Origin of the sequence: Flavobacterium sp. GT3P67 (assembly GCF_004349155.1) — a bacterium.
GTDB classification, from domain to species: Bacteria; Bacteroidota; Bacteroidia; order Flavobacteriales; family Flavobacteriaceae; genus Flavobacterium; species Flavobacterium ranwuense.
This window is the reverse complement of record NZ_SMLF01000012.1, coordinates 30,308-56,687: the sequence shown is the minus strand read 5'-3', so window position 1 is coordinate 56,687 and position 26,380 is coordinate 30,308. Positions and strand designations below refer to the sequence as shown.

Annotated in this window: 26 protein-coding genes, 1 other RNA gene and 1 pseudogene; 17 read left to right on the top strand and 11 right to left on the bottom strand. The window is 32.2% G+C overall.

Features of this window, described 5'->3' with window-relative positions:
• Nucleotides 1-1,140, bottom strand: a pseudogene (locus E0H99_RS16155) (hypothetical protein); the annotation flags it as partial.
• 546 nt (nt 1,141-1,686) lie between these two features.
• Between E0H99_RS16155 and E0H99_RS16150 the strand changes: the two are divergent.
• The 3 genes from E0H99_RS16150 (at nt 1,687) to E0H99_RS16140 (ending at nt 5,247) form a co-directional block, all read left to right on the top strand.
• Nucleotides 1,687-2,172 (top strand): SixA phosphatase family protein, encoded by a 486-nt coding sequence (locus E0H99_RS16150; protein ID WP_131997998.1) that lies wholly within the window; start codon nt 1,687-1,689, stop codon nt 2,170-2,172.
• Entirely contained in the window at nt 2,169-4,256 is a 2,088-nt protein-coding gene (gene ppk1 / locus E0H99_RS16145) for a polyphosphate kinase 1 (RefSeq protein WP_131997995.1), read from the top strand. Before E0H99_RS16150 ends, ppk1 begins: the two co-directional genes overlap by 4 nt.
• 100 nt (nt 4,257-4,356) lie before the next feature.
• Nucleotides 4,357-5,247, top strand: coding sequence for a Ppx/GppA phosphatase family protein (locus E0H99_RS16140; RefSeq protein WP_131997992.1), 891 nt, complete (start codon nt 4,357-4,359; stop codon nt 5,245-5,247).
• Between the two features lie 8 nt (nt 5,248-5,255).
• On the opposite strand, the gene E0H99_RS16135 is transcribed toward E0H99_RS16140, so the two are convergent.
• Nucleotides 5,256-5,639 carry a DNA polymerase III gene (locus E0H99_RS16135; RefSeq protein WP_235832136.1) on the bottom strand — a complete coding sequence of 128 codons (384 nt, stop codon included), beginning with the start codon at nt 5,637-5,639 and terminating at the stop codon, nt 5,256-5,258.
• A gap of 40 nt (nt 5,640-5,679) precedes the next feature.
• Here E0H99_RS16135 and E0H99_RS17585 point away from each other — a divergent pair, with 40 nt between their 5' ends.
• Nucleotides 5,680-5,811 (top strand): hypothetical protein, encoded by a 132-nt coding sequence (locus E0H99_RS17585; RefSeq protein WP_262708585.1) that lies wholly within the window; start codon nt 5,680-5,682, stop codon nt 5,809-5,811.
• Nucleotides 5,812-5,893: 82 nt separating this feature from the next.
• Here the strand turns inward: E0H99_RS17585 and dnaX are convergent, their stop codons facing one another.
• The 3 genes from dnaX to E0H99_RS16120 form a co-directional block, all read right to left on the bottom strand.
• Nucleotides 5,894-6,979 carry a DNA polymerase III subunit gamma/tau gene (dnaX, locus tag E0H99_RS16130; RefSeq protein WP_131997989.1) on the bottom strand — a complete coding sequence of 362 codons (1,086 nt, stop codon included), beginning with the start codon at nt 6,977-6,979 and terminating at the stop codon, nt 5,894-5,896.
• A gap of 245 nt (nt 6,980-7,224) precedes the next feature.
• Nucleotides 7,225-8,337 (bottom strand): class I SAM-dependent methyltransferase, encoded by a 1,113-nt coding sequence (locus E0H99_RS16125; RefSeq protein WP_131997986.1) that lies wholly within the window; start codon nt 8,335-8,337, stop codon nt 7,225-7,227.
• Between the two features lie 74 nt (nt 8,338-8,411).
• Nucleotides 8,412-8,720 carry a hypothetical protein gene (locus E0H99_RS16120; protein ID WP_131997983.1) on the bottom strand — a complete coding sequence of 103 codons (309 nt, stop codon included), beginning with the start codon at nt 8,718-8,720 and terminating at the stop codon, nt 8,412-8,414.
• 121 nt (nt 8,721-8,841) lie between these two features.
• On the opposite strand from E0H99_RS16120, the gene rnpB reads away from it, so the two are divergent.
• From rnpB to E0H99_RS16105, 3 genes are all read left to right on the top strand, one after another.
• Nucleotides 8,842-9,159: RNase P RNA component class A (gene rnpB / locus E0H99_RS16115), an RNA gene on the top strand.
• 148 nt (nt 9,160-9,307) lie between these two features.
• Nucleotides 9,308-10,231: a ketopantoate reductase family protein gene (locus E0H99_RS16110; RefSeq protein ID WP_131997980.1), complete on the top strand. Its 924-nt coding sequence runs from the start codon at nt 9,308-9,310 to the stop codon at nt 10,229-10,231.
• 101 nt (nt 10,232-10,332) lie between these two features.
• Nucleotides 10,333-10,890 carry a hypothetical protein gene (locus E0H99_RS16105; RefSeq protein ID WP_131997977.1) on the top strand — a complete coding sequence of 186 codons (558 nt, stop codon included), beginning with the start codon at nt 10,333-10,335 and terminating at the stop codon, nt 10,888-10,890.
• Between the two features lie 67 nt (nt 10,891-10,957).
• On the opposite strand, the gene E0H99_RS16100 is transcribed toward E0H99_RS16105, so the two are convergent.
• Both E0H99_RS16100 and E0H99_RS16095 read right to left on the bottom strand, forming a co-directional pair.
• A complete protein-coding gene (locus E0H99_RS16100) occupies nt 10,958-11,557 on the bottom strand; it encodes an RsmD family RNA methyltransferase (protein ID WP_131997974.1) in 600 nt (199 codons plus the stop codon).
• Nucleotides 11,554-12,360, bottom strand: coding sequence for a DUF3822 family protein (locus tag E0H99_RS16095; protein ID WP_131997971.1), 807 nt, complete (start codon nt 12,358-12,360; stop codon nt 11,554-11,556). The genes E0H99_RS16100 and E0H99_RS16095 overlap by 4 nt, the downstream gene beginning before the upstream one ends.
• Before the next feature lie 113 nt (nt 12,361-12,473).
• On the opposite strand from E0H99_RS16095, the gene E0H99_RS16090 reads away from it, so the two are divergent.
• The 5 genes from E0H99_RS16090 (at nt 12,474) to kdsB (ending at nt 17,138) form a co-directional block, all read left to right on the top strand.
• Nucleotides 12,474-13,895 carry an ATP-dependent RecD-like DNA helicase gene (locus E0H99_RS16090; protein ID WP_099715613.1) on the top strand — a complete coding sequence of 474 codons (1,422 nt, stop codon included), beginning with the start codon at nt 12,474-12,476 and terminating at the stop codon, nt 13,893-13,895.
• A gap of 88 nt (nt 13,896-13,983) precedes the next feature.
• A complete protein-coding gene (gene ygiD / locus E0H99_RS16085; protein ID WP_131997968.1) occupies nt 13,984-14,814 on the top strand; it encodes a 4,5-DOPA dioxygenase extradiol in 831 nt (276 codons plus the stop codon).
• Nucleotides 14,815-14,884: 70 nt separating this feature from the next.
• Nucleotides 14,885-15,556, top strand: coding sequence for a hypothetical protein (locus E0H99_RS16080; RefSeq protein WP_131997965.1), 672 nt, complete (start codon nt 14,885-14,887; stop codon nt 15,554-15,556).
• A 102-nt stretch (nt 15,557-15,658) separates the two neighbouring features.
• Nucleotides 15,659-16,345: a GNAT family N-acetyltransferase gene (locus E0H99_RS16075; protein ID WP_240723500.1), complete on the top strand. Its 687-nt coding sequence runs from the start codon at nt 15,659-15,661 to the stop codon at nt 16,343-16,345.
• 67 nt (nt 16,346-16,412) lie between these two features.
• Nucleotides 16,413-17,138, top strand: a complete 726-nt coding sequence (gene kdsB / locus E0H99_RS16070; protein WP_131997962.1) for a 3-deoxy-manno-octulosonate cytidylyltransferase — start codon at nt 16,413-16,415, stop codon at nt 17,136-17,138.
• A 13-nt stretch (nt 17,139-17,151) separates the two neighbouring features.
• Here kdsB and E0H99_RS16065 read toward each other — a convergent pair whose 3' ends face one another.
• The 3 genes from E0H99_RS16065 to E0H99_RS16055 form a co-directional block, all read right to left on the bottom strand.
• Nucleotides 17,152-17,724, bottom strand: coding sequence for a DUF417 family protein (locus E0H99_RS16065; RefSeq protein WP_131997959.1), 573 nt, complete (start codon nt 17,722-17,724; stop codon nt 17,152-17,154).
• A gap of 67 nt (nt 17,725-17,791) precedes the next feature.
• Nucleotides 17,792-18,679 (bottom strand): helix-turn-helix domain-containing protein, encoded by an 888-nt coding sequence (locus E0H99_RS16060; RefSeq protein WP_131997956.1) that lies wholly within the window; start codon nt 18,677-18,679, stop codon nt 17,792-17,794.
• 59 nt (nt 18,680-18,738) lie between these two features.
• Nucleotides 18,739-19,404 carry a spermidine synthase gene (locus E0H99_RS16055; RefSeq protein WP_131997953.1) on the bottom strand — a complete coding sequence of 222 codons (666 nt, stop codon included), beginning with the start codon at nt 19,402-19,404 and terminating at the stop codon, nt 18,739-18,741.
• Nucleotides 19,405-19,465: 61 nt separating this feature from the next.
• Here E0H99_RS16055 and E0H99_RS16050 point away from each other — a divergent pair, with 61 nt between their 5' ends.
• Together E0H99_RS16050 and E0H99_RS16045 are read left to right on the top strand one after the other, a co-directional pair.
• Nucleotides 19,466-20,017, top strand: coding sequence for a 1-acyl-sn-glycerol-3-phosphate acyltransferase (locus E0H99_RS16050; RefSeq protein WP_131997950.1), 552 nt, complete (start codon nt 19,466-19,468; stop codon nt 20,015-20,017).
• Nucleotides 20,018-20,101: 84 nt separating this feature from the next.
• Nucleotides 20,102-21,103, top strand: a complete 1,002-nt coding sequence (locus E0H99_RS16045) for a hypothetical protein (RefSeq protein WP_131997947.1) — start codon at nt 20,102-20,104, stop codon at nt 21,101-21,103.
• Nucleotides 21,104-21,168: 65 nt separating this feature from the next.
• Here E0H99_RS16045 and E0H99_RS16040 read toward each other — a convergent pair whose 3' ends face one another.
• Nucleotides 21,169-21,645, bottom strand: coding sequence for a helix-turn-helix domain-containing protein (locus E0H99_RS16040; protein ID WP_131997944.1), 477 nt, complete (start codon nt 21,643-21,645; stop codon nt 21,169-21,171).
• A gap of 311 nt (nt 21,646-21,956) precedes the next feature.
• On the opposite strand from E0H99_RS16040, the gene E0H99_RS16035 reads away from it, so the two are divergent.
• From E0H99_RS16035 to E0H99_RS16025, 3 genes are all read left to right on the top strand, one after another.
• Nucleotides 21,957-23,111, top strand: coding sequence for a M14 metallopeptidase family protein (locus tag E0H99_RS16035; protein ID WP_131997941.1), 1,155 nt, complete (start codon nt 21,957-21,959; stop codon nt 23,109-23,111).
• A 76-nt stretch (nt 23,112-23,187) separates the two neighbouring features.
• Nucleotides 23,188-23,667, top strand: a complete 480-nt coding sequence (locus tag E0H99_RS16030) for an Lrp/AsnC family transcriptional regulator (RefSeq protein WP_072943262.1) — start codon at nt 23,188-23,190, stop codon at nt 23,665-23,667.
• A gap of 96 nt (nt 23,668-23,763) precedes the next feature.
• Nucleotides 23,764-26,349, top strand: a complete 2,586-nt coding sequence (locus E0H99_RS16025) for a phosphoenolpyruvate carboxylase (RefSeq protein ID WP_131997938.1) — start codon at nt 23,764-23,766, stop codon at nt 26,347-26,349.
• Nucleotides 26,350-26,380: the final 31 nt, after the last annotated feature.

Here is a 26,380-nt window from a genome sequence, read left to right as displayed (position 1 = left end):
TTGAACTTCAGAACTTGTATTGCTACATCCGTTAGCTTCAGATACAACTACTTTATAAAACCCTACACTTAACCCCGTGTAAGTTCCATTTGAATCACCATTTGTCGGCAAACCAGTTGCATTAAAAGATCCTCCAGAAGTTGCTGAAAACAACAAATCATAAGTTATTGTTCCAACTCCTCCTGTTTTAGTTGCTGTTACTGTACCATCAGAATTTCCATTACATTGCACATTAGTTTTTACTATTGAATTAATAGCTATTGTACAACACGATTGTAAGGTTATATTATTAATTGTTTTAGTATTGGGAATTACCTCATTTGTTGGATGTGACACCGTTAAACTAGCGCTATGTGGACCAGCCGAAGAATAAGTCACAGTATACGGTCCTATTGTTGTTAAATTAGTTGGTGAAACCGTTGCAGCTCCAGGAAATGACCAGCTATAATTGGTGTTTGCTTCAACCCCTGTTGAAGTACTGGTATAAACCACCTTTTGAAAAGTACCTCCATCACAATTTTTACTAATAGAAAAATCAGCGAACAGAGGCGTTTTTATAATTATCCCACTTGAATAAGCATTACTGCATTTTGGAGGATCACAAGTAATCGCAGAAATATTTTGATTAGATTTAATAGCCTGTCCAGATGTTGACCATCCTAAATAAATATTTTTTAATTCAAGGGATTGACCTGCGGCATAGTTGGTAATTTGAGCCATTCTGTATTTAGAACCGCCTGTAATTATACTTCCTCTAACTTTAATTGTTAACCTATCTGTTGTTGCACCAACAAAATTAGTGTTATTGAAATTTTTTCGAATTCCACCAACTAGATAATCAAATTGAAATAACAAATCATGTTTGGAACTATTAGATGCAATTTTAACCCAAATGTACAATCCATTTACAGGATTTGCAACATAAGCCAAAGTAGCCAAATTCCCTAAATGATCACCTAAATAAATATCTCCAAAAGATACATCCCCAGCATTACATCCCGAAAATGTACAAGCTGGAGTTGTTGTTAATGAGGCACTTGTATTATCGAATGTAATATTAGTATCTTGTGAATAACCAATTGTTGTAGAAAATAACAATATTAAAAAAGCTAAAAATCGAATAAAAGTAATTTTTTTCATGATTTCTTATTTTAATTTATTTGGGGCAAAAACAAAATAGTTATATAAATTTAGATTGCTTTTTAGATGCTTTATATGAATATGATACGCTAAACTAACTAGAATGATTTAATTTTAATTTTTTTTTCTATCAATAACCTAAATACTCGTTGAAACGACATTTTCTGTTAATGAAAAATTAAAAAAAAGTGTTTATCTGACTTTTTTAAGATAATTTTTGACCTTAATCAATTTTAGTGTCATTTTTTTAACTAAAATTTTAACATTTCAAATCAATATTTTTTATTTTTATTAACAAGTAAAAAACATGTAAAAATGTTTAAATATTAGATTACAAGTGTTTTATACTTTTTTATGTATGAATAATCCTTTATTATTGAGTTTAATTAAAGCTAGTGTTTTTTAGCTTTAACAAAAAAATATTTATAAATCAAATGCTATTTTCATTATTTGAATTTGAATAAGCAATTGCATTTAAAATTTATTTTGTAATTTGTAAGCTCAAATAAATTGCTATAATGCCATTGATAAATAAATATTGCTAGTATGAAAAACCTAATATTAGTTCGGCATGCAAAATCAAGTTGGGAAGTTCCAATGCATGATAAAGATCGTGGTTTGACTTGTCAAGGAATGAAAGATGCTCATCTTGTTTCTACTCATGCAAAAGATTTTATTCCCAAAACGTATATTATTTGGGCTAGTTCTGCAAAAAGAGCTACGAACACTGCGTTAATTTTTGCTCAAAATTTAGCCTACCCTATAGAAAGTATCATTTACAAAGACGACCTTTATACTTTTGATGAAAAGAAACTGGAGGAAATTGTTAAATCATGCAGTAATCTTTTCGAAAGTGTTATTGTTTTCGGACATAATGGTGCAATTACAAATTTTGTTAATAAATTTGGAGATGATTATATTGATAATATTCCTACAAGTGGTTTTGTATCCTTGAAATTTGATACCGATGATTGGAAAAAAATTAAAAAAGGTAAAATAAAAAAAATAATATTTCCCAAAGATTTAAGATGAATAAAGTATTAGAATATAAATATATTGATAGAGAAAAAAGTTGGTTAGCTTTCAATGCCAGAGTACTTCAAGAGGCTGGTGACAATTCAGTTCCATTATTAGACAGACTGCGATTTTTAGGTATTTTTTCAAATAATTTAGATGAGTTTTTTAGAGTTCGTTTTGCAGCTATTAGACGATTAAGTCTGACAGGGATAACCGGAGAAAAGTATCTTGGAGGTATTTCTGCGCAGCAATTAGTAAAGGATATTACTGAAATTGTAATCCAGCAACAATCTGAAAGTTTACGGATATTAAATATTATTGAAACGGAACTAGAGGCTAAAAATATATTTATTATCACTGAAAATGATATTACAATTGAGCAGGAAATTTTTTTGAAAGACTTTTTTATTCAAAAATTAAGCCCTGAATTAGTAACGATCATTTTGAATGATTTATTAGAATTCCCTGTGTTGAAAGACACTTCTGGATATTTAGCCATTAAACTGGTTATGAATCAAAATTCAGAAGTTCGTTATGCCGTTATTGAAATTCCAAAAACAATCAACCGTTTTGTTGTTTTACCATCAAATAATGAAAAACAGTATATCATACTTTTGGATGATGTTATTAGACATAATTTGAGCAGTATTTTCAATATTTTTGACTACAAAAGTGTTTCTGCACACATGATAAAAATTACCAGAGATGCTCAATTAGATATCGATAGTGATTTGAGTAAAAGTATGATTGAAAAAATATCATTGAGTGTTAAAGATCGTAGGATAGGTGAGCCAGTTCGCTTTATTTATGACCAATTAATAGAAGAAGATACCCTGCAATTTTTTCTTGATAAAATGAAAATTGTTTCTACTGATAGCATTATTCCTGGTGGAAGATACCACAACAGAAGAGATTACATGAATTTTCCAAATCTGGGTCGATTTGATTTATTATACAAAACGAATGATCCTTTACCAATTCCAGGATTAAGCCTTGAAGGAAGTATGTTAGAAAAAATAAGTGAAAGAGATTATTTACTAAATGCTCCTTATCAATCCTTTTCATATCTCACTAAGTTTTTGCGTGAAGCTGCATTAGATCCAAAAGTAACTTCGATTAAAATTACTTTATATCGATTAGCCAAAAATTCTCAAATTATTAGTTCACTGATAAATGCGGCCAAAAACGGAAAAAAAGTAACCGTTCAAATCGAATTGCAAGCTCGTTTTGATGAAGCTTCCAACATTTCATATGCAGAGCAAATGCAAACGGAAGGTATTGAACTAATTTTTGGAATAAAAGGACTAAAAGTACACAGTAAAATATGTGTTATTGAAAGAAATGAGAATAATAAAATAAAGCGATACGGCTTTATCTCGACAGGGAATTTCAATGAATCCACAGCAAAAGTGTACACTGACGTAACTCTTTTTACGAGTCATCAACAAATTCTGAAAGATATCATGCGAATATTTGAGTTTTTTGATATCAATTATAGAGTGCATCGCTACAAACATCTTATCGTTTCACCGCATTACACCAGAAGCCGATTTATAAAATTAATTGATAGAGAGATTACACATGCATTAGCGGGGAGAAAAACGCATATAAAGCTAAAAATGAATAGTTTATCTGATTTTGAAATGATAGATAAATTGTATGAAGCCAGTAGAGCAGGAGTGAAAATTCAACTCGAAGTTAGAGGAATTTGTTCCTTGATACCAGGAATTTCTGGAATGAGCGATAATATCGAAGCTATAAGTATAGTAGATAATTATTTAGAGCATTCCAGGATTTATATTTTTGGAAATGCAGGACAAACGGAAGTCTATATTTCATCAGCTGATTTTATGACCAGAAACCTGGATGGTCGCGTTGAAGTTACCTGTCCAATATACGATCAAGAAATAAAAAATGAGTTAATTGACAACTTTGATATTGGTTGGAAAGGAAATGTAAAAGCCCGTTTTCATTCTTATAAATTAGATAATAAATATAGAATTCGAAATCATAATCCTGTTTTTAGGGCACAATTAGAAACCTATAAATACTATCAAAGCAAAGTTGAATTAGAGTCAAAAACGGAAGAAATAGTGTAATTATTTGTTCAAGTTTAGTTTAATATTTTCAATAATTTTAATTTTAGAATTAATAAATAGACCAATTAATTGCTAAAAGAATAAACGAATCAAATTCAAAATGATTAAAATAAAAAAATATGCAGCAATCGATATTGGTTCTAATGCCATGCGTTTATTGATTGTAAATATTGTAGAGCAAGAAGGAAAAGAGCCGCAGTTTAATAAAAGTTCATTAGTGCGTGTTCCAATTCGTCTTGGTCAGGATGCCTTTACTGTAGGTGAAATTTCAGAAGAGAACTTAGAGAGAATGTGCGATGCTATGAAAGCTTTTAATCTTTTGATGAAGGTACATAAAGTGGAACGCTATATGGCTTTTGCAACTTCCGCCATGCGAGAAGCCTACAATGGTAAAGAAGTTGTTGCTCTAATAAAGAAAAAAGCGGATATAAAAATAGAAATTATTGATGGAAAAAAAGAAGCCGCTATAATTGCTTCTACTGATTTGCATCATTTATTAAAAACTGATGAGACCTATCTTTTTGTGGATGTTGGCGGTGGAAGTACGGAGTTTACATTATTTTCCAATGGTAAAATGATAAACTCGAGATCCTTCAAAGCAGGAACGGTGCGATTGCTTAATGAAATGGTACACGATATTGTATGGGATGAAATTGAAAAATGGATTAAAATAAATACGGAAGAATACGATGAAGTCACTTTAATAGGTTCTGGCGGAAATATTAATAAGTTATTCAAGATGTCCGGAAAGATACAGGAAAAGCCATTGTCCTATATTTATATGAATTCCCAATATGCTTTCCTAAATTCACTTTCGTACGAACAAAGGATTTCAGAATTAGGATTGAATCCGGATCGTGCCGATGTAATTATTCCTGCGACAAGAATTTATCTGAACGCAATGAAATGGAGTGGTGCCAGACATATATATGTTCCTAAAATAGGACTTTCAGATGGTATTGTAAAAGCCATGTATTACGGTAAGATCTAAAATCTTTTTTAAGCATCTAAATCTAATCCAAATGTTGTTCGTAACAGTTCAATATTTGGATTTATTTCATGAAGTCTATTGTATCGGTCTTGGTCGTTAAAGCTTCTTTTGGTTTCAATACTTTCATTCACAATAACTTCTATTGTGATATCATGATTGTGTAAATGGCCTTTTAAATGTCCCAAAAGCCCATTCAATTCTTTTTCAAAATCTAATTTAGAACCTTCATTTGGCAATTCAATTGTGATGGAAGTTCCATTTAGTTTAGGATCGTTAATAAGTAATAACGACTCCATAATTTTATAGCCTTTATCCCCTAAACGTTGTGCATATTTATTCCAATGCAATAACATTTCCGTTTCGGTAAAAGATTCTGTTGGCAAGTGTGCCACTTCTTTTACAATCCCTCTAGTACTTTCTTCTAATGCTTTTTTGGCACGGATACTTGATAATGAAAATGCAGAAACCTTTGGTTCATTAGATTGTGGAATATCGATTTTTACTGTAGAAGTTGGAACAGGAATTGCAGGGGCAATAACAAAAGCTTCCGGTTCTTTTTCTTGAGCTTTTGCTACAATGTTTTCTATCTTAGCTTTTGGGCTTTCTAAAATAGAGTAATCGTTTTTTCTAAAATACGTAGGAGGAATTATAAATTGGTCAACTTTTTTTTTTCTCCATCAAAAGTGATAGAGGCAAGTTGCATCAAACAAAGTTCAACAAGAAGTCGTTGATTTTGACTCAGTTTGTATTTCAAATCACAGTCATTTGCAATTTCAATTCCTTTTAAAAGAAATTCTTGGCTGCATTTTTGCGCTTGCACGCCATACATTTGTTGTGCTTGTTCCCCAACTTCTAATAACGATAAAGTAGCAGGTGTTTTCGAAACCAATAAATCTCTAAAATGGGAAGCCAATCCGGATACAAAATGATGGGCATCAAAACCTTTGGCTAGAATATCGTTGAAAGCGATTAATAAATCTGGAATTTTGTTTTCCAAAATCAAATCGGTGATGTTGATATAGGTTTCGTAATCCAACACATTCAAGTTTTCCGTAACGGCCTGACGTGTTAAATCTTTTCCACAAAAAGAAACCACTCGGTCAAAAATGGACAAAGCATCACGCATGGCACCATCTGCTTTTTGGGCAATAATATGCAAAGCGTCATCTTCAAAATTAACACCTTGACTGGTGGCCACTTCGGCAAGATGTTCTTTAGCATCTTTTACAGTGATTCTTTTGAAATCAAATATTTGACAACGAGAAAGTATCGTTGGAATAATTTTATGTTTTTCGGTCGTTGCCAATATAAAAATGGCGTGTTTTGGCGGTTCTTCCAATGTTTTCAAGAAAGCATTAAAAGCTGCCGAAGACAACATGTGAACCTCATCAATAATATACACTTTGTACTGTCCCGTTTGTGGTGGAATACGGACTTGGTCAATTAAATTCCTGATGTCATCAACGGAGTTGTTAGAAGCAGCATCTAATTCGAAAACATTAAAGGCAAAATCTTCATTTGGATCATCATATCCCGGCTGATTTATTTTTCGAGCCAAAATACGGGCACAAGTTGTTTTTCCAACGCCACGAGGTCCTGTGAATAATAGGGCAGAAGCCAAGTGATTGCTTTCTATGGCATTCAATAAAGTATTGGTAATGGCTTTTTGACCTACAACATCTTTAAATGTTTGAGGACGATATTTACGGGCCGATACAACAAATTGTTCCATAGAATTTTTATTCGAAAGCAAATATAGGTTTTAATTTAAAGATGGAAAAATTTAAGTATTGAAAGATTTTATAATTTTTCAAATGGTTTTTTGTTCTCAAATTTCTAGCCCAGATAGTAATGAAAATCCTTTTCTTGTTTTTCTTTAAAACAAGAAAAGATTGCAATGGATAGCTGGAAATAGCTACTAATTAAATTGCAATTTCAAAAAAATAAAGTATTTCTAAATCTGATGGAATAGTTTTTTTAACTAAAAACGGTTCTTGAAGAATTTAAAAATTTCAAACCGGATAATGGATATTCTGGGACTCCTTTTTGTTGTATTAATACTTTGAATTTCGTTCCCATATCAAACAATAGTATGTAATTCATTAATGCTTCATGGGCTGCCAATTGCAAATTATCCTTATTTTTAATTAAAGCAATATTTTGATATTCTTTAATACCAAGCGTTAATAAAAATTGTGCTTGATCCACGATACCGCAATAATCTAGTCCGTTTTGCGTGCCCCAATGCAATATAGCAGAGAAATTGGTATGAGATGTAATGTCTTGTTGTCCAATAAATTGATAAGGATTGTCGTTTTTGTGATGCTTGTGATAACACAATAATGTACCGCAACTCCTGTGGTTGTGGTATAATTCAGCCGATACAGAACCGTAATCTATGGTAATTACATACCCTTTGTGTAAGGATTGTGAAACTTCTTTTATCCAAGATACCGCTTCCAAATTGATTTCCGTGCGAAATCCTTTTGGCAGTTGTACATTTAATGTTTCGAAATATTGGGTGAGTTCTTTTTTTGCAGGTTTCAAAATTTCTATGAAATCCTCTTTATAGTCTACAAAGACTTCCTGAAGTTGTTCTTCCATAATTACCTGATGCACCGCAAAATTATCAACCAGTTCATTCGATAAAATACAGCCGTTAATTTCAGGGATATCTTGGATTGAATTGTGCCAACTTACTTTTTCATGCAAATGTTTTTTTTCAATTTCACGCATGCTGACACTTTTTTCGATGATACAATAGATTAAACTATCATACAAAGGGGGATTATTCTTGAGATAATCTAAAATATCATGACATAATAAACCGGTTCCGGCGCCATATTCAACAATCGTAAAAGGTTTTTTTTCTAAAATTTCCCACATTTCTTCGATTTGACGGCCTATCATGGCTCCAAAGTCGGCAGAAATATAAGGGCTGGTGTAAAAATCACCATTTGATCCTATCTTGTCCTGTATAGAATTATAATATCCCAATTCTGGATAATACAATGCCATTTCCATAAAATCCCGAAAAGAGATTGGTCCTTCTTTTTTGATTCGTTCTATTATTATTTCGGATAACAGCATAGAACTTAAATAGTTAATTTTTTAGGAAACCTTAAAAGGAAGTTGTTGTTTAAAATAAGAGGACAATACGGTAACTAGAGTTTGCATTGCCCGCTACTTTCTATGCATAATTTTTCCAAAACAAGAGCGGCATCATTATCTGAATTTGCCGAAAAACCAGCTACAAAAACTCCTTTTTCGCCTGAATCAGAGCTGATGCCATATACCACCGATTCCTCTCCAGGATCAGTATCCCCTTCGTAGCGATACACGTGTTTTACTTCATATTTATGCGGATTTGCCTTAATATCATCTTGATGAATATTAAAATCATAGGTAAAACCTTTTTCTTTTAGATCTTCTAAGGCTTCTAAAACTGTGGTATAATGGTAGGTTGGTTTCATGATTAATGGAAGATTAATTGTTATTTATAAAGATAACTAATTTATTATTAAGTCGTTGTGAAATGGGTGTTAAAGTAAATAATCTAAAATTGAGATACATCAAAAAATGTTGTAATTTCGCACCGCAGACCGCCTTATCGCCGTTTTGAGCAATCAAGAAGGAGGAAAGTCCGGACACCAAAGGGAAGCATAGCGGGTAACCCCCGTCGGTTCAAGTAATTGGATTAGGACAAGTGCAACAGAAAGTATGTACAGGTAATGCTGTAGTGAAACCAGGTAAACTCTATGCGGTGAAATATCAAGTATATCAGCATTTAAGGGCTTCTCGTCCGTTGTTGAAGGGTAGATAGCTTGAGCTTATGAGTAATTATAAGTCTAGATAAATGATAAGGCTCCGATTTATCGGAGACAGAATCCGGCTTATAGGTCTGCATTTTTTATTTTTTTTCCACGAGGCACTTCGTTTTATTCATTTTACACTTTAAAAATTATTTGTCAATAACTCATTTTCTTTGAGATTTTGTGTCTTTGTGACAACTTTGATTAATTATCTTTGTCTCTTACTAGGAACGGAACTTACTTATAATATGAAAACAAGAATTGGGATTTTAGGATTGGGTGGAGTAGGTGGTTATTTCGGAGGGTTATTAGCCAAAGCTTATTTGGAATCAGATACAGTTGAAATCATATTTATTGCTCGTGGCGAAACTCAAAAAATAATTGCTCAAAACGGATTGAAAATTATTTTGGATGAAAGCAAAATGACTGTTTTTCCAAATTTGGTTTCGAATGATCCAAACGAAATTGGGAAACTCGATTACCTTATTTGCGCTACTAAAACCTATGATATTGAAAGCAGTTTCGAATCCATAAAAAAATGCATTACGCCAAAAACCATAATCCTGCCTTTATATAATGGTGTCGATGCCACGGAACGCATCCAAATAGTATTTCCTGAAAATACTGTTTTGCAAGGTTGCGTTTATATTGTTTCTATGATTGAATCGCCGGGAATTATCAAAAAAATAGGTCCTTACGAAAAACTATTCTTTGGTTCTAAAAATGCTCCAGTTTCTAAATTAAAGGAATTACAATCCATTTTCGAAAAGGCAAGTATCGAAAGTTATCTTGTAGAAAATATTGAAGAAACAGTTTGGGAAAAGTTCATTTTTATTTCAGCTTTGGCTTCGGCTACTTCGTATTTGAACCAAAACATTGGGGAAATTTTGAATAACCCTGAAAATAAAGCAATTTATATTTCACTGTTAAACGAGATTACTGGTGTCGCTTCCGCAAAAGGGTTAGCGTTGCCCAATGACATTGTTGATCAAACGATTGTCAAATTGGAAAAATCACCTCAAGACGCCACTTCATCAATGCACAGAGATTTGTTGGCAGGAAGAAATACCGAAGTTGTTTCCTTAACAAAATATGTTGTGGATCAAGCAGCAAAATTTGGAGTTGCTACACCTATTTATCAAATGATATTGGAGAAGTTAACGAGAGATTGAGCTTATTATTAAAATAAAATTCTGACAAACTAAAATTTTTTTATTATGTTTGCTCGCGATATAAATCATATGATGTATCGAGAACTTAATAATGATTATACATGCAATTATCGGTATTTAAAAATGGTAAAGCAGCTATTGTAGCTGTTTTTATTTTAATGACAATTTCACATTCTAACGCACAAGAAAAACCAGCCGTAGAAAAAAGTCAATTTAAGATTAATGTATTACTTCCTGGATTTGTTTACGAACATGGTCTAAGTGATAAAAACACGCTTTACTCAGAATTGAGTTCAGGTTACGGATATACATCGAATAGTTTTGGTAAGACCTGGACCTTTTATCCTTATATTAATGAACAGTTTCGCCATTATTATAATTTAGAGAAAAGAGCAGAAAAAGGAAAAGTTACTTCCCATAATTCAGGAGGATTTGTTGCTATGTCCGCTTTTTATAATTTCAGATCAATTTCAACGAATGATAACTTTTTACCCAAAAATTCGTCGATTACTGTAGCACCGGTTTGGGGTTTTCAAAGAACTTACAAAGGGAATTTTAATCTTGACTTGAATATGGGGGTTGGTTATAATTTTAAAAAAAATGACAGTGGTTTAGTGCCTGTTTTAAACTTTACTTTGGGATGGGTAATTGGCAAATAGTTACTTTATATAGAACAGAAAAGCTCTTGTAATTACAAGAGCTTTTCTGTTTTATATACTATCGAGATTATTCTTCTTCGCCATCGTTTTGGTCTGATTCATTTTCAGAATCTTCCTCTTTATCACCAGAAACTATTTCGAAGAAACTAAAAATAGAACCTCCATAACTTTTCTGGAATGAAAAGTGAATCATGTGATCCAGTTTAGTATATTTCGAATGCTCGATTACCATCATTCCATCTTCATTGAGCAATTCTTTTTCGAAAACTAACAAGATAATTTTTTCAAAAGTTTTTTGATCCAATGCATAAGGCGGATCTGCAAAAATGATATCGTACGAGGTTTTACATCTTTCTAAATAGGTGAAAACATCACTTTTAGTGGCAGCAATATTAAAATCATATTCAGTTGCAACTTGTTTGATGAATTTTACGCAACCAAAATCACCATCAACAGAAGTAATCGGAGTGCTTCCTCTTGAGGCAAATTCGTAACTGATATTTCCGGTTCCTGCGAATAAATCTAATATTTTAAGTCCTTCAAAACTGAAATGGTTGTTCAAAACATTGAATAATGCTTCTTTAGACATATCGGTAGTGGGACGAACGGGTAAACCTTTTGGTGGAAAAATGCGTCTTCCTTTGTATTTTCCTGAAATGATTCTCATGAGTTGAAAAGTATAAAATGATTTCTGTTTTCGGCCTCAGAAAAATAATTGTTCCATCGCAAATCTTCCACATCAATCAGGGAAACGTTGCGAATGTATTTGTAAGCGATTTTGAAATAATCACTTTCGGTATCAATATTTCCGATTAATTCCAATGGGAAGTTTTCGGGATTTAAATTCAATTGTTCGGCCGTGAATAAGATGTAATACAAGAAATCTTCGGGCGTATTGTAATCGAATGAATTGAAAAGCAGTAATTTTTGGTTCTGAACCACAATGATTTCAAAATGACCAGAATTAATATGTACAAACATTTTTTTCTCATCCTTATTTTTGGAAGCAACCAATAATTTGGAGACCAAAATACTGTTGGCATGTTTGTAATCGAAAGCACCAAATTGATCAATGAAAAAATTATTGATATTCACATACGGAATATACACCGCATTCATTTGATAATTTGGAATTTCATCAAAAGCAAAAAAATCAGTTTCAAAAACCTTGGTATTGTATTGCAGATAACTCCCTAAAAAATTCTCATCAAATAACGGTTCCGGAACAAAAGTAGAAAGGTTGTTGTTGTGAATCACCAGAATTTCATCATAAGAATCCTTTAATTCTGGATGATCTTTAAAAGCATCTGCAAACAAATCTTCAATTTTTGTGGCTTTATGAAAGGTATCAAAATGCACTTCGTTAAATGAAGTTACCGTATTATTTAGCGTATCAAAACAACAAAAAGAAAGTCCTGTCAAGGAAACTTGAATGGAGAGTTTTTTATATTTTTTTTCGGTTATGTTCATAATACTAATGATTTTTTCAACAACGCAAACTTACAAATTATAATAATAACTATTAATAGTAATTGATAGTTAATACTTATATTTGATGTTCATTTTATAGCAAGCAACTCCACATGAATTCCTCCCTGTTTTATAGTCTTTTACAAAAAAAGTTCCCTTTTCAACCCACGTATAAACAGGATATTTTTTTTCAAAAAATAGCGATATTTTTAACCGAAACCGATAATAAAACCATCTTCGTCTTGAAAGGTTATGCTGGAACGGGAAAAACAACTGTAATTTCTACGATTGTAAACAGTTTATTGGACATCAATAAAAAATATGTTTTGCTGGCGCCAACAGGTCGTGCGGCAAAAGTAATTGCCAATTATTCGAATAAACCGGCTTTTACGATTCATAAAAAAATATACTTTCCCAAGAAATCTTCCGGTGGTGGCGTTTCGTTTACGTTGCAACAAAATAAACATAAGAACACGATTTTTATCGTCGATGAAGCGTCGATGATTTCGGATACCAATTCCGATTCTAAGTTATATGAAAATGGTTCCTTATTGGATGATTTGATTTCGTACGTGTATTCGGGAACCAATTGCAAAATGATTTTATTGGGAGATACCGCTCAGTTGCCTCCTGTGAATTTGGATATCAGCCCGGCGTTGGACATTCGCACTTTGGGAATGAATTATGATAAAGAAGTAGAACATATTGAGTTAGACGAAGTCATGCGTCAGGAAGAAAATTCCGGGATTTTGCATAACGCCACGGAACTTCGGGAGTTATTGAAAGATTCCTTTATCGATGAATTCAAATTTGATGTCAAGAAATTCAAAGATATTGTTCGCTTGACCGATGGCTACGATATTCAGGATGCCATCAATTCCGCCTACAGTAATTACAGTATCGAAGACACCGCTTTTATTGTTCGTTCCAATAAAAGGGCGAATCAATATAATGAGCAAATCAGAACCAAAATCCTGGATAAAGAAAGTGAACTTTCCACAGGCGACTTTTTGATGGTGGTGAAGAACAATTATTTCTGGTTGAAAGATTCTGATGAAGCGGGTTTTATTGCTAATGGTGATATTATCGAAATATTAGAAATTTTCAATATCAAAGAATTGTACGGCTTTAAGTTTGCCAAAGTAAAAATCCGAATGATTGATTACCCCAATCAGATTCCGTTTGAAACGGTTCTATTAATGGATACCATAAAAAGTGAATCACCATCTTTGACATACGAAGAATCCAATAGATTGTATCAGGAAGTGTTGAAAGATTATGAAGGTGAAACCAAGTATAAACAGTTCCAGAAAGTAAAAGCCAACGAATATTTTAATGGACTACAAGTTAAATTTTCGTATGCGATAACCTGTCATAAGTCCCAAGGTGGTCAATGGAATACCGTTTTTATAGAACAACCGTATTTGCCGGATGGAATTAATAGAGATTACATTCGCTGGTTATATACTGCAATGACTAGAGCAAAAAATAAATTATATTTGATAGGTTTTAAGGATGAAAATTTTGTGGAATAATTTTTTAAAATTTAAACCATTAAGAAATTAAGTTTATTAAGAAAAACCTAAATACTCTTAATTTCTTAATGGTAAAAAAATATTTATTATGAATACACTAAACGATTTACATAAAATATCAGGTTCTTTTTCGAATACCGAAAAAATGCCGGTGTTGTTTCTAGGACACGGAAGCCCGATGAACGCGATTGAAGAAAATCAGTTTGTGAAGGGTTTTCGAAACTTGGCTAAAACGTTACCACAACCAAATGCTATTTTATGTATTTCGGCGCATTGGTTTACCAAAGGAACCAAAGTTACTGCAATGGAAATGCCACGAACGATTCACGACTTTGGCGGTTTTCCGCAAGCGTTGTTTGATGTGGAGTATCCTGCAAAAGGAAGTCCTGAGTTAGCGATAGAAACAAAACAATTGTTGACTCCAGTAGAAGTAGAGCTGGACGAACATTGGGGTTTGGATCACGGTGCTTGGAGTGTAATCAAGCATTTATATCCCGAGGCGAATGTTCCTGTAATTCAGTTGAGTATTGATTACACCAAATCAGGGCAATACCATTTTGAATTGGCTCAAAAATTAAGTGCGTTGCGAACCAAAGGGATTCTGATTGTAGGCAGTGGGAATATTGTTCATAATTTAGGATTGGTCGATTATCACAATTTCGATAAAGACAACTACGGTTATGACTGGGCAATTGAAGCAAGGGAAATGGTAAACAATTATTTACTGGACGGACATTTCCAACCATTGATTGATTTTGAAAAACAGAGTAAAGCGTTTCAATTAGCGATTCCTACCCCGGAGCATTATTTGCCTTTGATTTATACTTTGGGATTAAAAGGAAAAGCCGATGAACTGAGTTTGTTTAATGATAAATTATTGGCGGGTTCCTTGAGCATGACTTCGGTGAAGATTATGTAGGATTATTTTGTGAAATAAATCTTATATTTGAGAAAGTAAAAAAAATCAATAACTGGATAACTGAAATTAAATGGATTGGAAGTATAATACAATTTGGTTTGACCAAATAGAAAGGAATAATTTATTTCACAATAACTATAAGGACAATCTTATTTCTAATTTAAATTTTGAAGATGTTGAATATGCAATGACTTTTCATTTTAAGTATAAAGGATTTTCTTTTGATCTTTTACCCAAATCTAGTAAGCTTTTATATCTTGAAATGAATTGGGCAAATTTTAAAGACTTGGCAGGTATTAACAAATTTGAAAAGCTTAAAAGACTTGAACTGCATTATTGTACTAAATTGGAAAATGACTATAATATTTCGTCGCTTAAAGACACGTTAGAATTTTTGCATATTAATCAGTCAAAAAAATATACTCCAACAGCTGAGCTATTTGAACTAAAAAAATTAAAGGTTTTGTGCTTAAATGCTTGTGGTCCAATTGAAAATTTAAATTTCTTGAGTAATTTTCCAAAACTCGTTGATTTCAGGTTTGTAGATACTAATATTTTAGATGGAGATTTAACCCCTATTTTAGAACACCCGACAATTAGAACTGTTGGTTTTTTGAATAAAAGGCACTACAATTATTCAGATAAACATTTAAAATCTATTCTAAATTTAAAGTCATCTGAAGAATTTAAAGAATTTGTTTATAAAGGAGAATATAAAACTTATAAATATAATTACGAATGATTAATGATTGTGAAATCAGTTTCCCTAGCTAGTTTAATGGTGATAACTAATCAAAATATATATAACTTCTTCTTTCAAAACAAACCTTCAAAACCGATTATTGTGAAAACACAAGACGAAAAAAAATTAGATAATCCGGTTTGGTTTTCATTATTAGAAACGCATCAAAGTTTTGCGGTAGATTATGGCAATATAAAATTCTATCATCCGGATTATTGTCCGTTTGGTGGTTTTGAAAAAGGAACTGCCATTGCAAAGTCTATCGATGAATATTCTGCTAAAGTTGACAATTTTTTTATTGTTGGAGAAAAACCGGAACTTTCAAATCTATTGAAGTTAAATAAAGAAGTTGTTTGCCTTCAAATGATTGTTTACAATCCAATCGATATTTTAATTAATGACCAAATCATAAAACTGACTGACGAACATATTGATGCTTTATATGAGTTGGTGAACTTGGTGCAACCGGGATATTTTAAAAAGAAAACTGCTTTATTAGGCAATTATTACGGTATTTTCAAAAATGGAGAACTTGTTGCCGTGACTGGTGAACGCATGCAAATGAATCACTTTGTTGAAGTAAGTGCAGTAGTTACACATCCCAATCATACCGGAAAAGGATATGCGAAACAATTAGTCGTCCATACTGTAAATGAAATTTTTAATCAAAATAAAACGCCTTATTTGCATGTGATTGAAGATAATATAGGAGCAATACAATTATACGAGAAATTAGGTTTTACAATTAGAAGAAAGATTAGTTTTTGGAATATCACAAAGCAAATTTAAGGATTGAGAACAATTTTGTAAATCCTAAAAACATACTAACTTAGCGCTTTAGCAATTCCATATAAAAATGAAAATAATAGCAGTCATTCCCGCTCGTTACGCTTCGACACGATTTCCCGCAAAACTGATGCAGGATTTGGGAGGTAAAACGGTCATTTTAAGAACTTATGAAGCAGCCATAAATACGCAATTGTTTGATGATGTTTTTGTGGTAACGGATTCCGATTTAATTTATGATGAAATTGTTTCTCACGGTGGAAAAGCTATTCGAAGCATCAAAGAGCACGAATCGGGGAGTGATCGAATTGCGGAAGCAGTCGAAAATCTGGATGTTGATATTGTAATCAATGTACAAGGAGACGAACCATTTATTGATGAGGAACCTTTAACAAAAGTGATTGAAGTTTTTAGAAATGATTTGAATAAAAAAGTGGATTTAGCTTCTTTGATGCGCGAAATCACTAATGAAGACGACATCAATAATCCCAATAATGTAAAAGTCGTGGTAGATCAAAACGGATTTGCATTATACTTTTCGCGTTCAGTAATTCCATATCCAAGAGATACAACTGTGGGCGTTCGGTACATGCAACACATCGGGATTTATGCTTTTAGAAAACAAGCGTTATTAGACTTTTATAGTTTACCGATGAAATCTTTGGAAGCATCCGAAAAATTGGAACAATTGCGTTATCTGGAATTTGGAAAGCGCATCAAAATGATTGAAACCGCACATGTCGGAATCGGAATTGATACTCCGGAAGATTTAGAAAAAGCAAGGAGCATGTTATAAAATTAACCGAGAATTATTTATTTTTCTTTTTTGTTTCCAGATATTTTTTGGCCGCCTGGCTCATCGTTACTAAAGCAGCTCCCATCATTACTGTATCTTTTATAACTAAACGACCAGCTCCACTTAGATAAGGAAATCCGTATTCACTATCGCCTAAATTTGGAACCCAGGTTTCGGGAGTAGTAATTAAAAAGGAAAGGGTCACAAACGACATTCCGAAGGCTAGAAAACTTCCAATTGCAGATAATTTTGGTGAAACTGGATAAAGGGCAATTAAAATCCCAATTCCAACAATTACAGCTCCTAAACCATATGAAAACCCATAAGTATTATTGGCTTCATGCCAGTGGATGTTTTCGGGATTGTATTCACCTTCTTTGTTCATGTGGGTTTTATAATCGGGAGTTTCATTGGTATAAAAGAAATTCATAAACGGACTATTCGCTACAAAAGGTACTATTCCGCTGGCTTCGTATCGAAAAGCTTTTAGTCCGCCAATCCAAACCAATACAATAATTAAAGCCAATCGGCTGATATGGATTCCTGTTTCTTGCAATTTTGCAGCATAATTAAATAATCGGGTCATATTTTTTAATTTATTTTATGGTGCAAATTTCATTCAAATAAACCACTAAAAAAATAGACAGATTTCCTTAAGGAATGGACAAAAAACCTTTTCGGATATTCCATTCCTCTTCACGGAAGTGTTTAGGCGAAAGTCCAATATGTTTTTTAAAAAAACGGCTGAAGTAATATTCGTCTTTAAAACCCAAATGGTTAGCAAGGGTTTTTATTGGCGTGTTGGTGTGCAACAATTCCCATTTGGCTTTCAAAATTAGTTTTTCATGAATTAAGCCGGAAATCGTTTTTTGATAATGTTGTTTAGTGACGTTACTTAGTGTTTTTACAGTAAGATTTAATTTATCAGCATAAAAAGAGGGTTGATGTTCGCTTTTAAAATACTCATTAATCAGTATCGTTAATTCCATCAAATAATCTGGAAGTGCAATAGCTTTAGTTCTTTGTAGCGCTTCATTTTCTGATTTTAAACGTGTGAGTTTAATGAGAAATATTTTTAAATAAGAAAAAACCAACTCGTTTGAAGCCAATTCTTCATCTTTAATTTCATTTTTTATGTTATTGAAAATGGTAGCCAATTCTGTTTTATCCATTTCAGGAATACTAATTTTTGAGGTATCGTATATGTTATTGAATAATACACCATTGCAGCCTACTTGATGATGGTAGGTCTCAATGCAAAAGAAATTAGCATGAAATAATAGGAGTGAAGCGGATGTTTTTACTTTTGGATGCAACACAAACACCTGATAAGTATTGAAAGTAAAAATTTGATTTTCAGAGTATTTTGTTTTTGTAAAATCAGTTTCCATTATGCCCGTACCCTTGTGAATCCACAAAATTGCAAAATAATTAGAATGCAATTGCCAGTCATTGTTTTCAAACTCGATAGAAGAAATGGAAATTGGGGCATTTTCCTTAGATGCTTTCTGAATGTTCAGTTGGATATGATTAATGGACATTTGAATTGGTTTTAAGCTTTTGAATATTAAAAATTCATTACATAATATGATTGTCTGTTTTATGTCAGTTTTTCAATGATAATCAATTCATTATGAACTTCAAGTCTAGGAATAGTTTTAATTTTAAATTGATTTTCGTAAAACTCAGAGACGTATTTTTTATTCCTCAGATTTTGGCTTTCATTTAATAACATTGTATTAAAAAGAATAAAACCACGATTTTTTAAAAGTGAGCAAATTCTATTGATAAAAAAAGTTTCAAATAGAAAATTGGGCATTGTTGTGTCTTGAAAAATATCAATAATAATTAAATCGTATTTGGTTTTAGTTTTCAAAACAAATTCAAAGGCATCATCAATTACAATTTCAAGATTTTTTACTTCATCCAATTTAAAATAGGTGTTGGCTATTTTTATTATTTCAGGGTCAATTTCTACTCCAGTGATTTTTCCTTTGTATTTTATTTCATCCACCAATGTTTTTATAACGCTTCCGCCGGCAACTCCCAAAACTAAAATATGATTCATGGGAACTATTTTTTCATAACCAATATTTTTTAATCCTAATCTTAAAATGCGTTGCAAACTGCCATACGAATAATTTGCATTTTCAGAATCTAAAACCAATTCCCCATTTGCCCAAGTCACCTCAATCGATTTACTCAACGAAGATTTTGTCTCATAAATTTTTATTGGAACTAGATAACTGAATATTTTTTTAATCATTGGTGGCAGTTTTACTCAAAAATAAGATATAAATTATTTATTTTGTACTAAATAATAAAGAATGAAGAAACAATTTTACAAATGGATATTTTTCAGGCTCATGGGCTGGAAAATAGTTGGGGCTATTGATGCGAATATCAAAAAATGTGTCATGATGGTGATGCCGCATACGAGCAACCATGATTTTTATTTGGGGATTTTTACCAGAGGAATTACAGGATTAGAAATGAACTGGGTAGGTAAAAAAGAATTGTTTCGTTTTCCTTTTGGATTTTATTTCAGATATATGGGAGGAGAACCATTGGATCGCTCAGGAGGTTTGAACAAAGTCGATTCTATTGCGGCTATTTTTCAAAGAAAAGAAGTTTTTCGTCTGGCCGTTGCTCCTGAAGGAACCCGTAAAAAAGTGGGCGAACTAAAAACGGGATTTTATTATATTGCCTTGAAAGCAAATGTTCCTATAATTCCTGTTGCATTTGATTTTGGTAAAAAAGAAGTGAATTTAGGAAATCCAGTTTTACCTACTGGCAATATCGAAAATGACATGGCTATTTTGAAGAAACATTTCATAGGAGTAGAAGGTAAAGTTCCTGAAAACGGATACTCATTGTAATAAAACGCATAATATTATCAAAAAGTTAAAACCAAGAGAGTTAATTTTTCGTAAATTTAATATGAATATCTAAAAATTACTATTATGAAAAATTTATTTATTAGCTCCGCTTTTTTGATTCTACTTTTCGCTTCATGCGACAATAACGATTCTGATAGTACTCCTGCAGAGGCTTCTTTGGTTACTTCAAGTAATACTTCGGGAAAAATCACCTATTTAGACCTACTAGCTACAACTCCAATGGTAAAATCATTTACGGTAGGATCACTGGATGCAGAAGGGATTTCATATAATAGTGATACAGATGCTGTTATTGTAGCTTCAAGAACCAATAATCGATTGGAAACGTATACCGGATTGAAAACTGCACTGACAGCCGGAACCGATAATTTGATGTTATCATTAAGTAGTCTGGCTGGCGAATTTACTAACGCCAGAGAAACTGCTGTTTCAGGTGATGTAGTAGTTGTAGCTCAAGATCAACTGGCTTCAAATGGTTTGATTAACAAACTTTTTGTTTACCAAAAAACCGCTGTAGGTTTTACATTGATGAAAACGTTTATAACTGATTTTAAGCTTTGGGGAATACACATGGATGGGAATGATTTGTACGCTGTAGCTGATTTGACAGGTGATATTATTCAATTCAAGAACTTTATGACTAATGCTTCAGGTACTATTGTAGCAACAAAGCGTGTAACTATTGCAGGTTTAACCCGTACACATGGAATTACATATTCAGCTTCAGATGATGTCATGATTTTAACGGATGTTGCCAGTGCAACTTCAGCTACTGATGGCGGATTAATTTTTATAAAAAATTTCTCTAGTGTTTTTGCTTCAACTACAGCTGCAGGAACAATTGCTTTAACAAATCAAGTGAGAGTATACGGTCCAAATTCACTTTTGGGAAATCCTGTGGATGTTGCGTATGATAGTACTACAAATTATATTTACGTTGCCGAAAGATTGAATGCAGGTGGACAAGTTTTGACGTATAGTTACCCAGCGGCTTCGGGTGATTTTGCTCCAATAAATGTAAGAGCCGAAGCTGGTGTAACTTCTGTTTTTGTTTTAAGAAAATAGAATTTCCTTTTAGTATATTTTTTTGAATAACCCCAATTTGGAAATCTGAATTGGGGTTCTTTTTTTTAATCAGGATTATAACTTTTAAAAGTTCCATTTTTATAAAAAATTACGATTTTATCGATTTCACCAGAATAAGATTCTTTGGTACTGTTTTGATTTTCAACTTTTTTTATTTCCAATGCAGGAATCAGATTTGGGATTTTTATTTCCGAAAATAAATTCTCAGAAATTATTTCAGTATTCGATGGAGTAGGGATGTTTTGTTTTACAACTTGCTCAACGTTGTTCTCTTTTTTATCAAACTCTTCCGAATTTTTTGGAAAGTTTCCTTTTCCATTCAAAATCCAATACAAATCTATATCGGGGAAAACGTCTAATATTTTAAGGATAAAATCTAAGCTGGGTTTGTTTCTTCCTGAAAGGAGATGAGACAAACTGGAACGCTGTACGCCAATTTTATCCGCAAAAGAAGAAGCATTCAAACTGTAGTAATCCAGTATAATTTCTAATCTTTTTATAAAATCTTCTATGTTTACCATTGTAAATTAATATTAAAAATTAACTATTTACAAATGTAATTAAAATAAAATGAAATACCAAAATCACAACTGTAAATAGCATTTACACGATTAAATTATTTAAAGTTTAAAATCATATAAATCAATATAATATGTTGATAAATAAATACATGGCTTTGACTTTATTAATAAGTAACAATTGTCAATTATAAGAAGTAGATTTACTAGAGTTAAACGCAGTATAGTGTTTACATCGTTAAAATATTTTAAATTCAGGCTGTTTACAAATGTAAATACAAAGATGTTTACTTTTGTAAATCAAATAAAACAGCATGAATTTAGAACAATTATTCAGTCAATATAAAGAAGAAACCATTCATGGCCGTTACATTGCTTTAGATTCGATTGAACCTTTATTACAGAAATTAAATACCAATAATCAGCTTCAAATTATTGGAAAATCAGTTTTGGGAAAATCTATTTATTCGTATGAAATCGGAGAAGGTAAAACTAAAATTTTCCTTTGGTCACAAATGCATGGAAATGAAAGCACAACTACAAAAGCGTTAATTGACTTTTTAAATGTGTTGCATAGTGGCTCGGAATTGGCACAACAATTACTGAATGCATTTACTTTTTTCAGTATTCCGATGTTGAATCCTGATGGCGCAACATTATATACAAGAGAAAATGCCAATAAAGTTGATTTAAATCGCGATTCACAAGATCTTACGCAGCCAGAAAGTAAGCTGTTAAGAGAGGCTTTTGAGTCTTTCGGGCCGGATTATTGCTTTAATCTTCATGATCAGCGTACTATTTTTGGCGTTAGTGATACCGGAAAACCTGCTACATTGTCATTTTTAGCGCCTTCTTATAATGAAGAACGGGAAATAAATGAATCCAGATTGAAGGCTATTAATTTGATTGCGAGCATAAATGATATACTTCAGGAGTATTTACCAAATCAAATTGGCCGTTTTGATGATTCATTTAATATAAACTGTATTGGAGATACGTTTCAATATTTAGGAGTGCCTACTTTATTGTTTGAAGCGGGGCATTTTGCAAATGATTATGAAAGAGAAGAAACACGTAAATATGTTTTTATGGCGCTAATTTCGAGTTTTACCATACTTTGCGAAAACGATATAGTTAGCAACGGAATTAAGAAATATTTGAATATTTCTCAGAATAAAGTCGTTTTTTATGATTTTATATATAAAAACATCAAAATAAATTATGATGGTATTGAAATAATCACCAATTTTGCATCACAATACAAAGAAGAGTTAATTGAAAATCAGATTTGTTTTAATGCCTATATTTCACAAATAGGAGATTTAGAAAATTATTTTGGTCATTTTGAATACGATGCTAAAGGAGCTTTATATAAAGATGATTTGGATAATATTCCTAAATTAAATCAAAAAGCTGATTTTTATTTAGATAATAACATAAAATTTGTTAACGGAATGATAAAAATATAATATTTATGTCTTTTTGTTGTTTTTATGTATATTTTTATGCTTTGTTATAGCAATTAATAATATTAATTTAAGAATTATGAGTAAATTTCGTTTAGATGAAGTAGATCACCAGATTTTAGATATGTTGATAGATAATACAAGAGTTCCATTTACGGATATTGCAAAAAAATTATTGATTTCTGCAGGAACTGTTCATGTTAGAGTAAAAAAAATGGAGGATGCCGGTATTATCATGGGATCTTCATTGGTTCTTGATTATGATAAATTAGGATATTCTTTTATCGCTTATGTTGGTGTTTTTCTAAACAATACGTCTCAAACAAAATTTGTTTTAGAGCGGATTAATGAAATTCCATTTGTGACGGTGGCTTCTGTTACTACAGGGAAATTTAATATCTTTTGTAAAATTAGAGCTAAAGACACGAAGCACGCTAAAGATGTTATCTTTATGATTGATGATATTGATGGTGTTTACAGAACTGAAACTATGATCTCACTTGAGGAAAGCATAAATGATAAGAAGCGCTTGATGCATACTATTTTTAAAAATATGTAATTAATCTTGAATGCGCTATATTATAAATATAACCTCAAGTTAATTCTTGGGGTTTTTTTATGACAAATTAACTAACTAAACCAACTACAACTGATTATGTACACGCTGCCAAAAATTGAACGTTTCAATCAGGACGTTCTTTCGAAATACCACATTTATAATAGTGTTTTTATTACATTACCCTTCGATTCTATTGATAATACTGGGGTTTTACTTCCTTTATTTACAGATGTTTGCGAAATTGGTTTCAAAAAGCAGGAAACTCCTAAGGAGATAGTCGATTTTTTTGCTAAAAGATATTTGCATAGTGCTTCAGAAACGGATAAAATTGATTTGATGTTTCGTTTTATTCAATATATTGAACGCCAAATCGTTTTATTTGATGCTATTGAAGATGCTGCTTTTCCTGTTGTTAATAATATGGAAGGAAGAGGTTCGTTGAGGGATATCAAAGAAAAATCAGATGCTAAAGACAAGGAAGAGGAGTTGATTGCTTTTCTGGAGGATTTCAATGTAAGAACGGTTTTGACGGCGCATCCTACGCAATTTTATCCAGGAGCTGTTCTTGGAATTATCAATGATTTAACGGAAGCTATCCGAAAAAATGACTTACTTGATATCAAGCAATTGTTGGCTCAATTGGGTAAAACTCCTTTTATTCAAAATGAAAAACCAAATCCTTTTGATGAAGCGGTTAGTTTAATCTGGTACCTTGAGAATGTATTTTATCAAACTTCCGGAGAGATGGTACATTATCTTCAAAAGAATATTTTTAGTGGAAATTCGATAAAAAATCCATTGATTAAACTTGGATTTTGGCCCGGTGGTGATCGTGATGGAAATCCATTTGTAACAACGGAGATTACTTTGAAAGTAGCGGAGCGTTTGCGAACTTCCATTTTGAAATGCTATTACATAGAGATAAGAAATTTAAAAAGAAAGTTAACCTTCTCTGGTGTAGATGCTTTGGTTACAGAATTAGAACAAAAACTTTACAGGTCTGTTTTTTATTCTAAAGGTGAAATTTTTATCACTTTGGATGAGTTTAAATCCCAATTGAATAAAATAAAACAGATAGTAATTGACCAACATCAATCTTTATATTTAGATGAAATAGACGGACTTCTTATAAAAGTGAATCTGTTTGGCTTTCATTTTGCGTCTTTAGATATTCGCCAAAACAGTAAGATACATGATGCTGTGTTTAAAGATGTAGTGGGATTGTATTCGAATTCAAATACATTAGTTTTTCCTAAGAATTATTATGAGCTTTCTGAAGAGGAGAAGTTTTCGGTATTGTCTAAAGTTAGAGGTAATCTTGATTCGAATGCATTTGAAAATGAAATGACCAAATCTACGATTGAATCTATTCAGGCGATTAAAACGATTCAGGAAAATAATGGAGAATTTGGGGCAAACCGTTATATCATAAGCAATAATGAAAGCGCGTTGAATGTAATGGAAACCTTTGCTTTGTTCCGTTTGAGTAATTGGGAAAATCCATCCGTTGATATTATTCCGCTTTTCGAATCTGTTGATGATTTGCAAAATGCGCATGAAATCATGGAGAAATTGTATACGAATCCTGCGTATGCTGAACATTTGACCAATAGAAATATGAAGCAAACTATAATGCTCGGTTTTTCTGATGGTACAAAAGATGGTGGGTATTTAATGGCGAACTGGAGTATTTACAAAGCTAAAGAGGAGCTTACTGCAATCTCTAGGAAATATGGTGTAAAAGCGATTTTCTTTGATGGTCGTGGTGGACCGCCGGCTCGTGGTGGTGGAAAAACACATAAATTCTACGCATCATTGGGTCCAAATATTGAAAATAATGAGATTCAGGTTACGGTGCAAGGGCAAACGATTAGTTCTAATTTTGGAACGTTAGATTCATGCCGATATAACTTAGAGAATTTATTGAGTGCTGGTGTAACTAATCAGGTTTTTAGTAAAGGACAAAATGAATTGACAACTGAGGAAAAAGATATTTTAGATCAATTGGCTGGCTTAGGATATGAAAAGTATTTGAGTTTCAAAAACCATCCTAAATTCATACCTTATTTGGAGCAAATGAGTACGTTGAAATATTATGCAAAAACTAATATTGGAAGTCGCCCATCCAAAAGAAGTAAATCCGAGCATTTAGATTTTGCTGATTTGCGAGCGATTCCTTTTGTGGGTTCTTGGAGTCAGTTGAAGCAAAATGTACCCGGGTTTTTCGGAGTAGGGACTGCTCTAAAGTATTTCGAAGATACGGATCAATGGGATAAAGTCCAGGATTTATATGACAATTCTTTGTTCTTTAAAACTTTGTTAGAAAACAGTATGATGTCATTGGCAAAATCATTTTTCCCATTAACGGCTTACATGAAAAAAGATCCTCAATTTGGTGCTTTTTGGCAAATAATTTATGACGAATTTTTAGAAACAAAAAGATTGCTTTTGAAAATTGCGGGTCATAAAGAGCTTATGGAGAATTACCCTGATGGTAAAGCATCCATACAAATAAGAGAGCGTATTGTATTGCCATTGTTAACAATACAACAATACGCACTACTTCGTATAAATGAATTAAACAAAGAGGATAAGCCAGATGAAGCTTTAATAAAAGTGTATGAAAAAATTGTAACCCGTTCTCTTTTTGGAAATACAAATGCGAGTAGAAATTCCGCTTAAAAAAATAAAACCTTAAATTGTATTAACATTT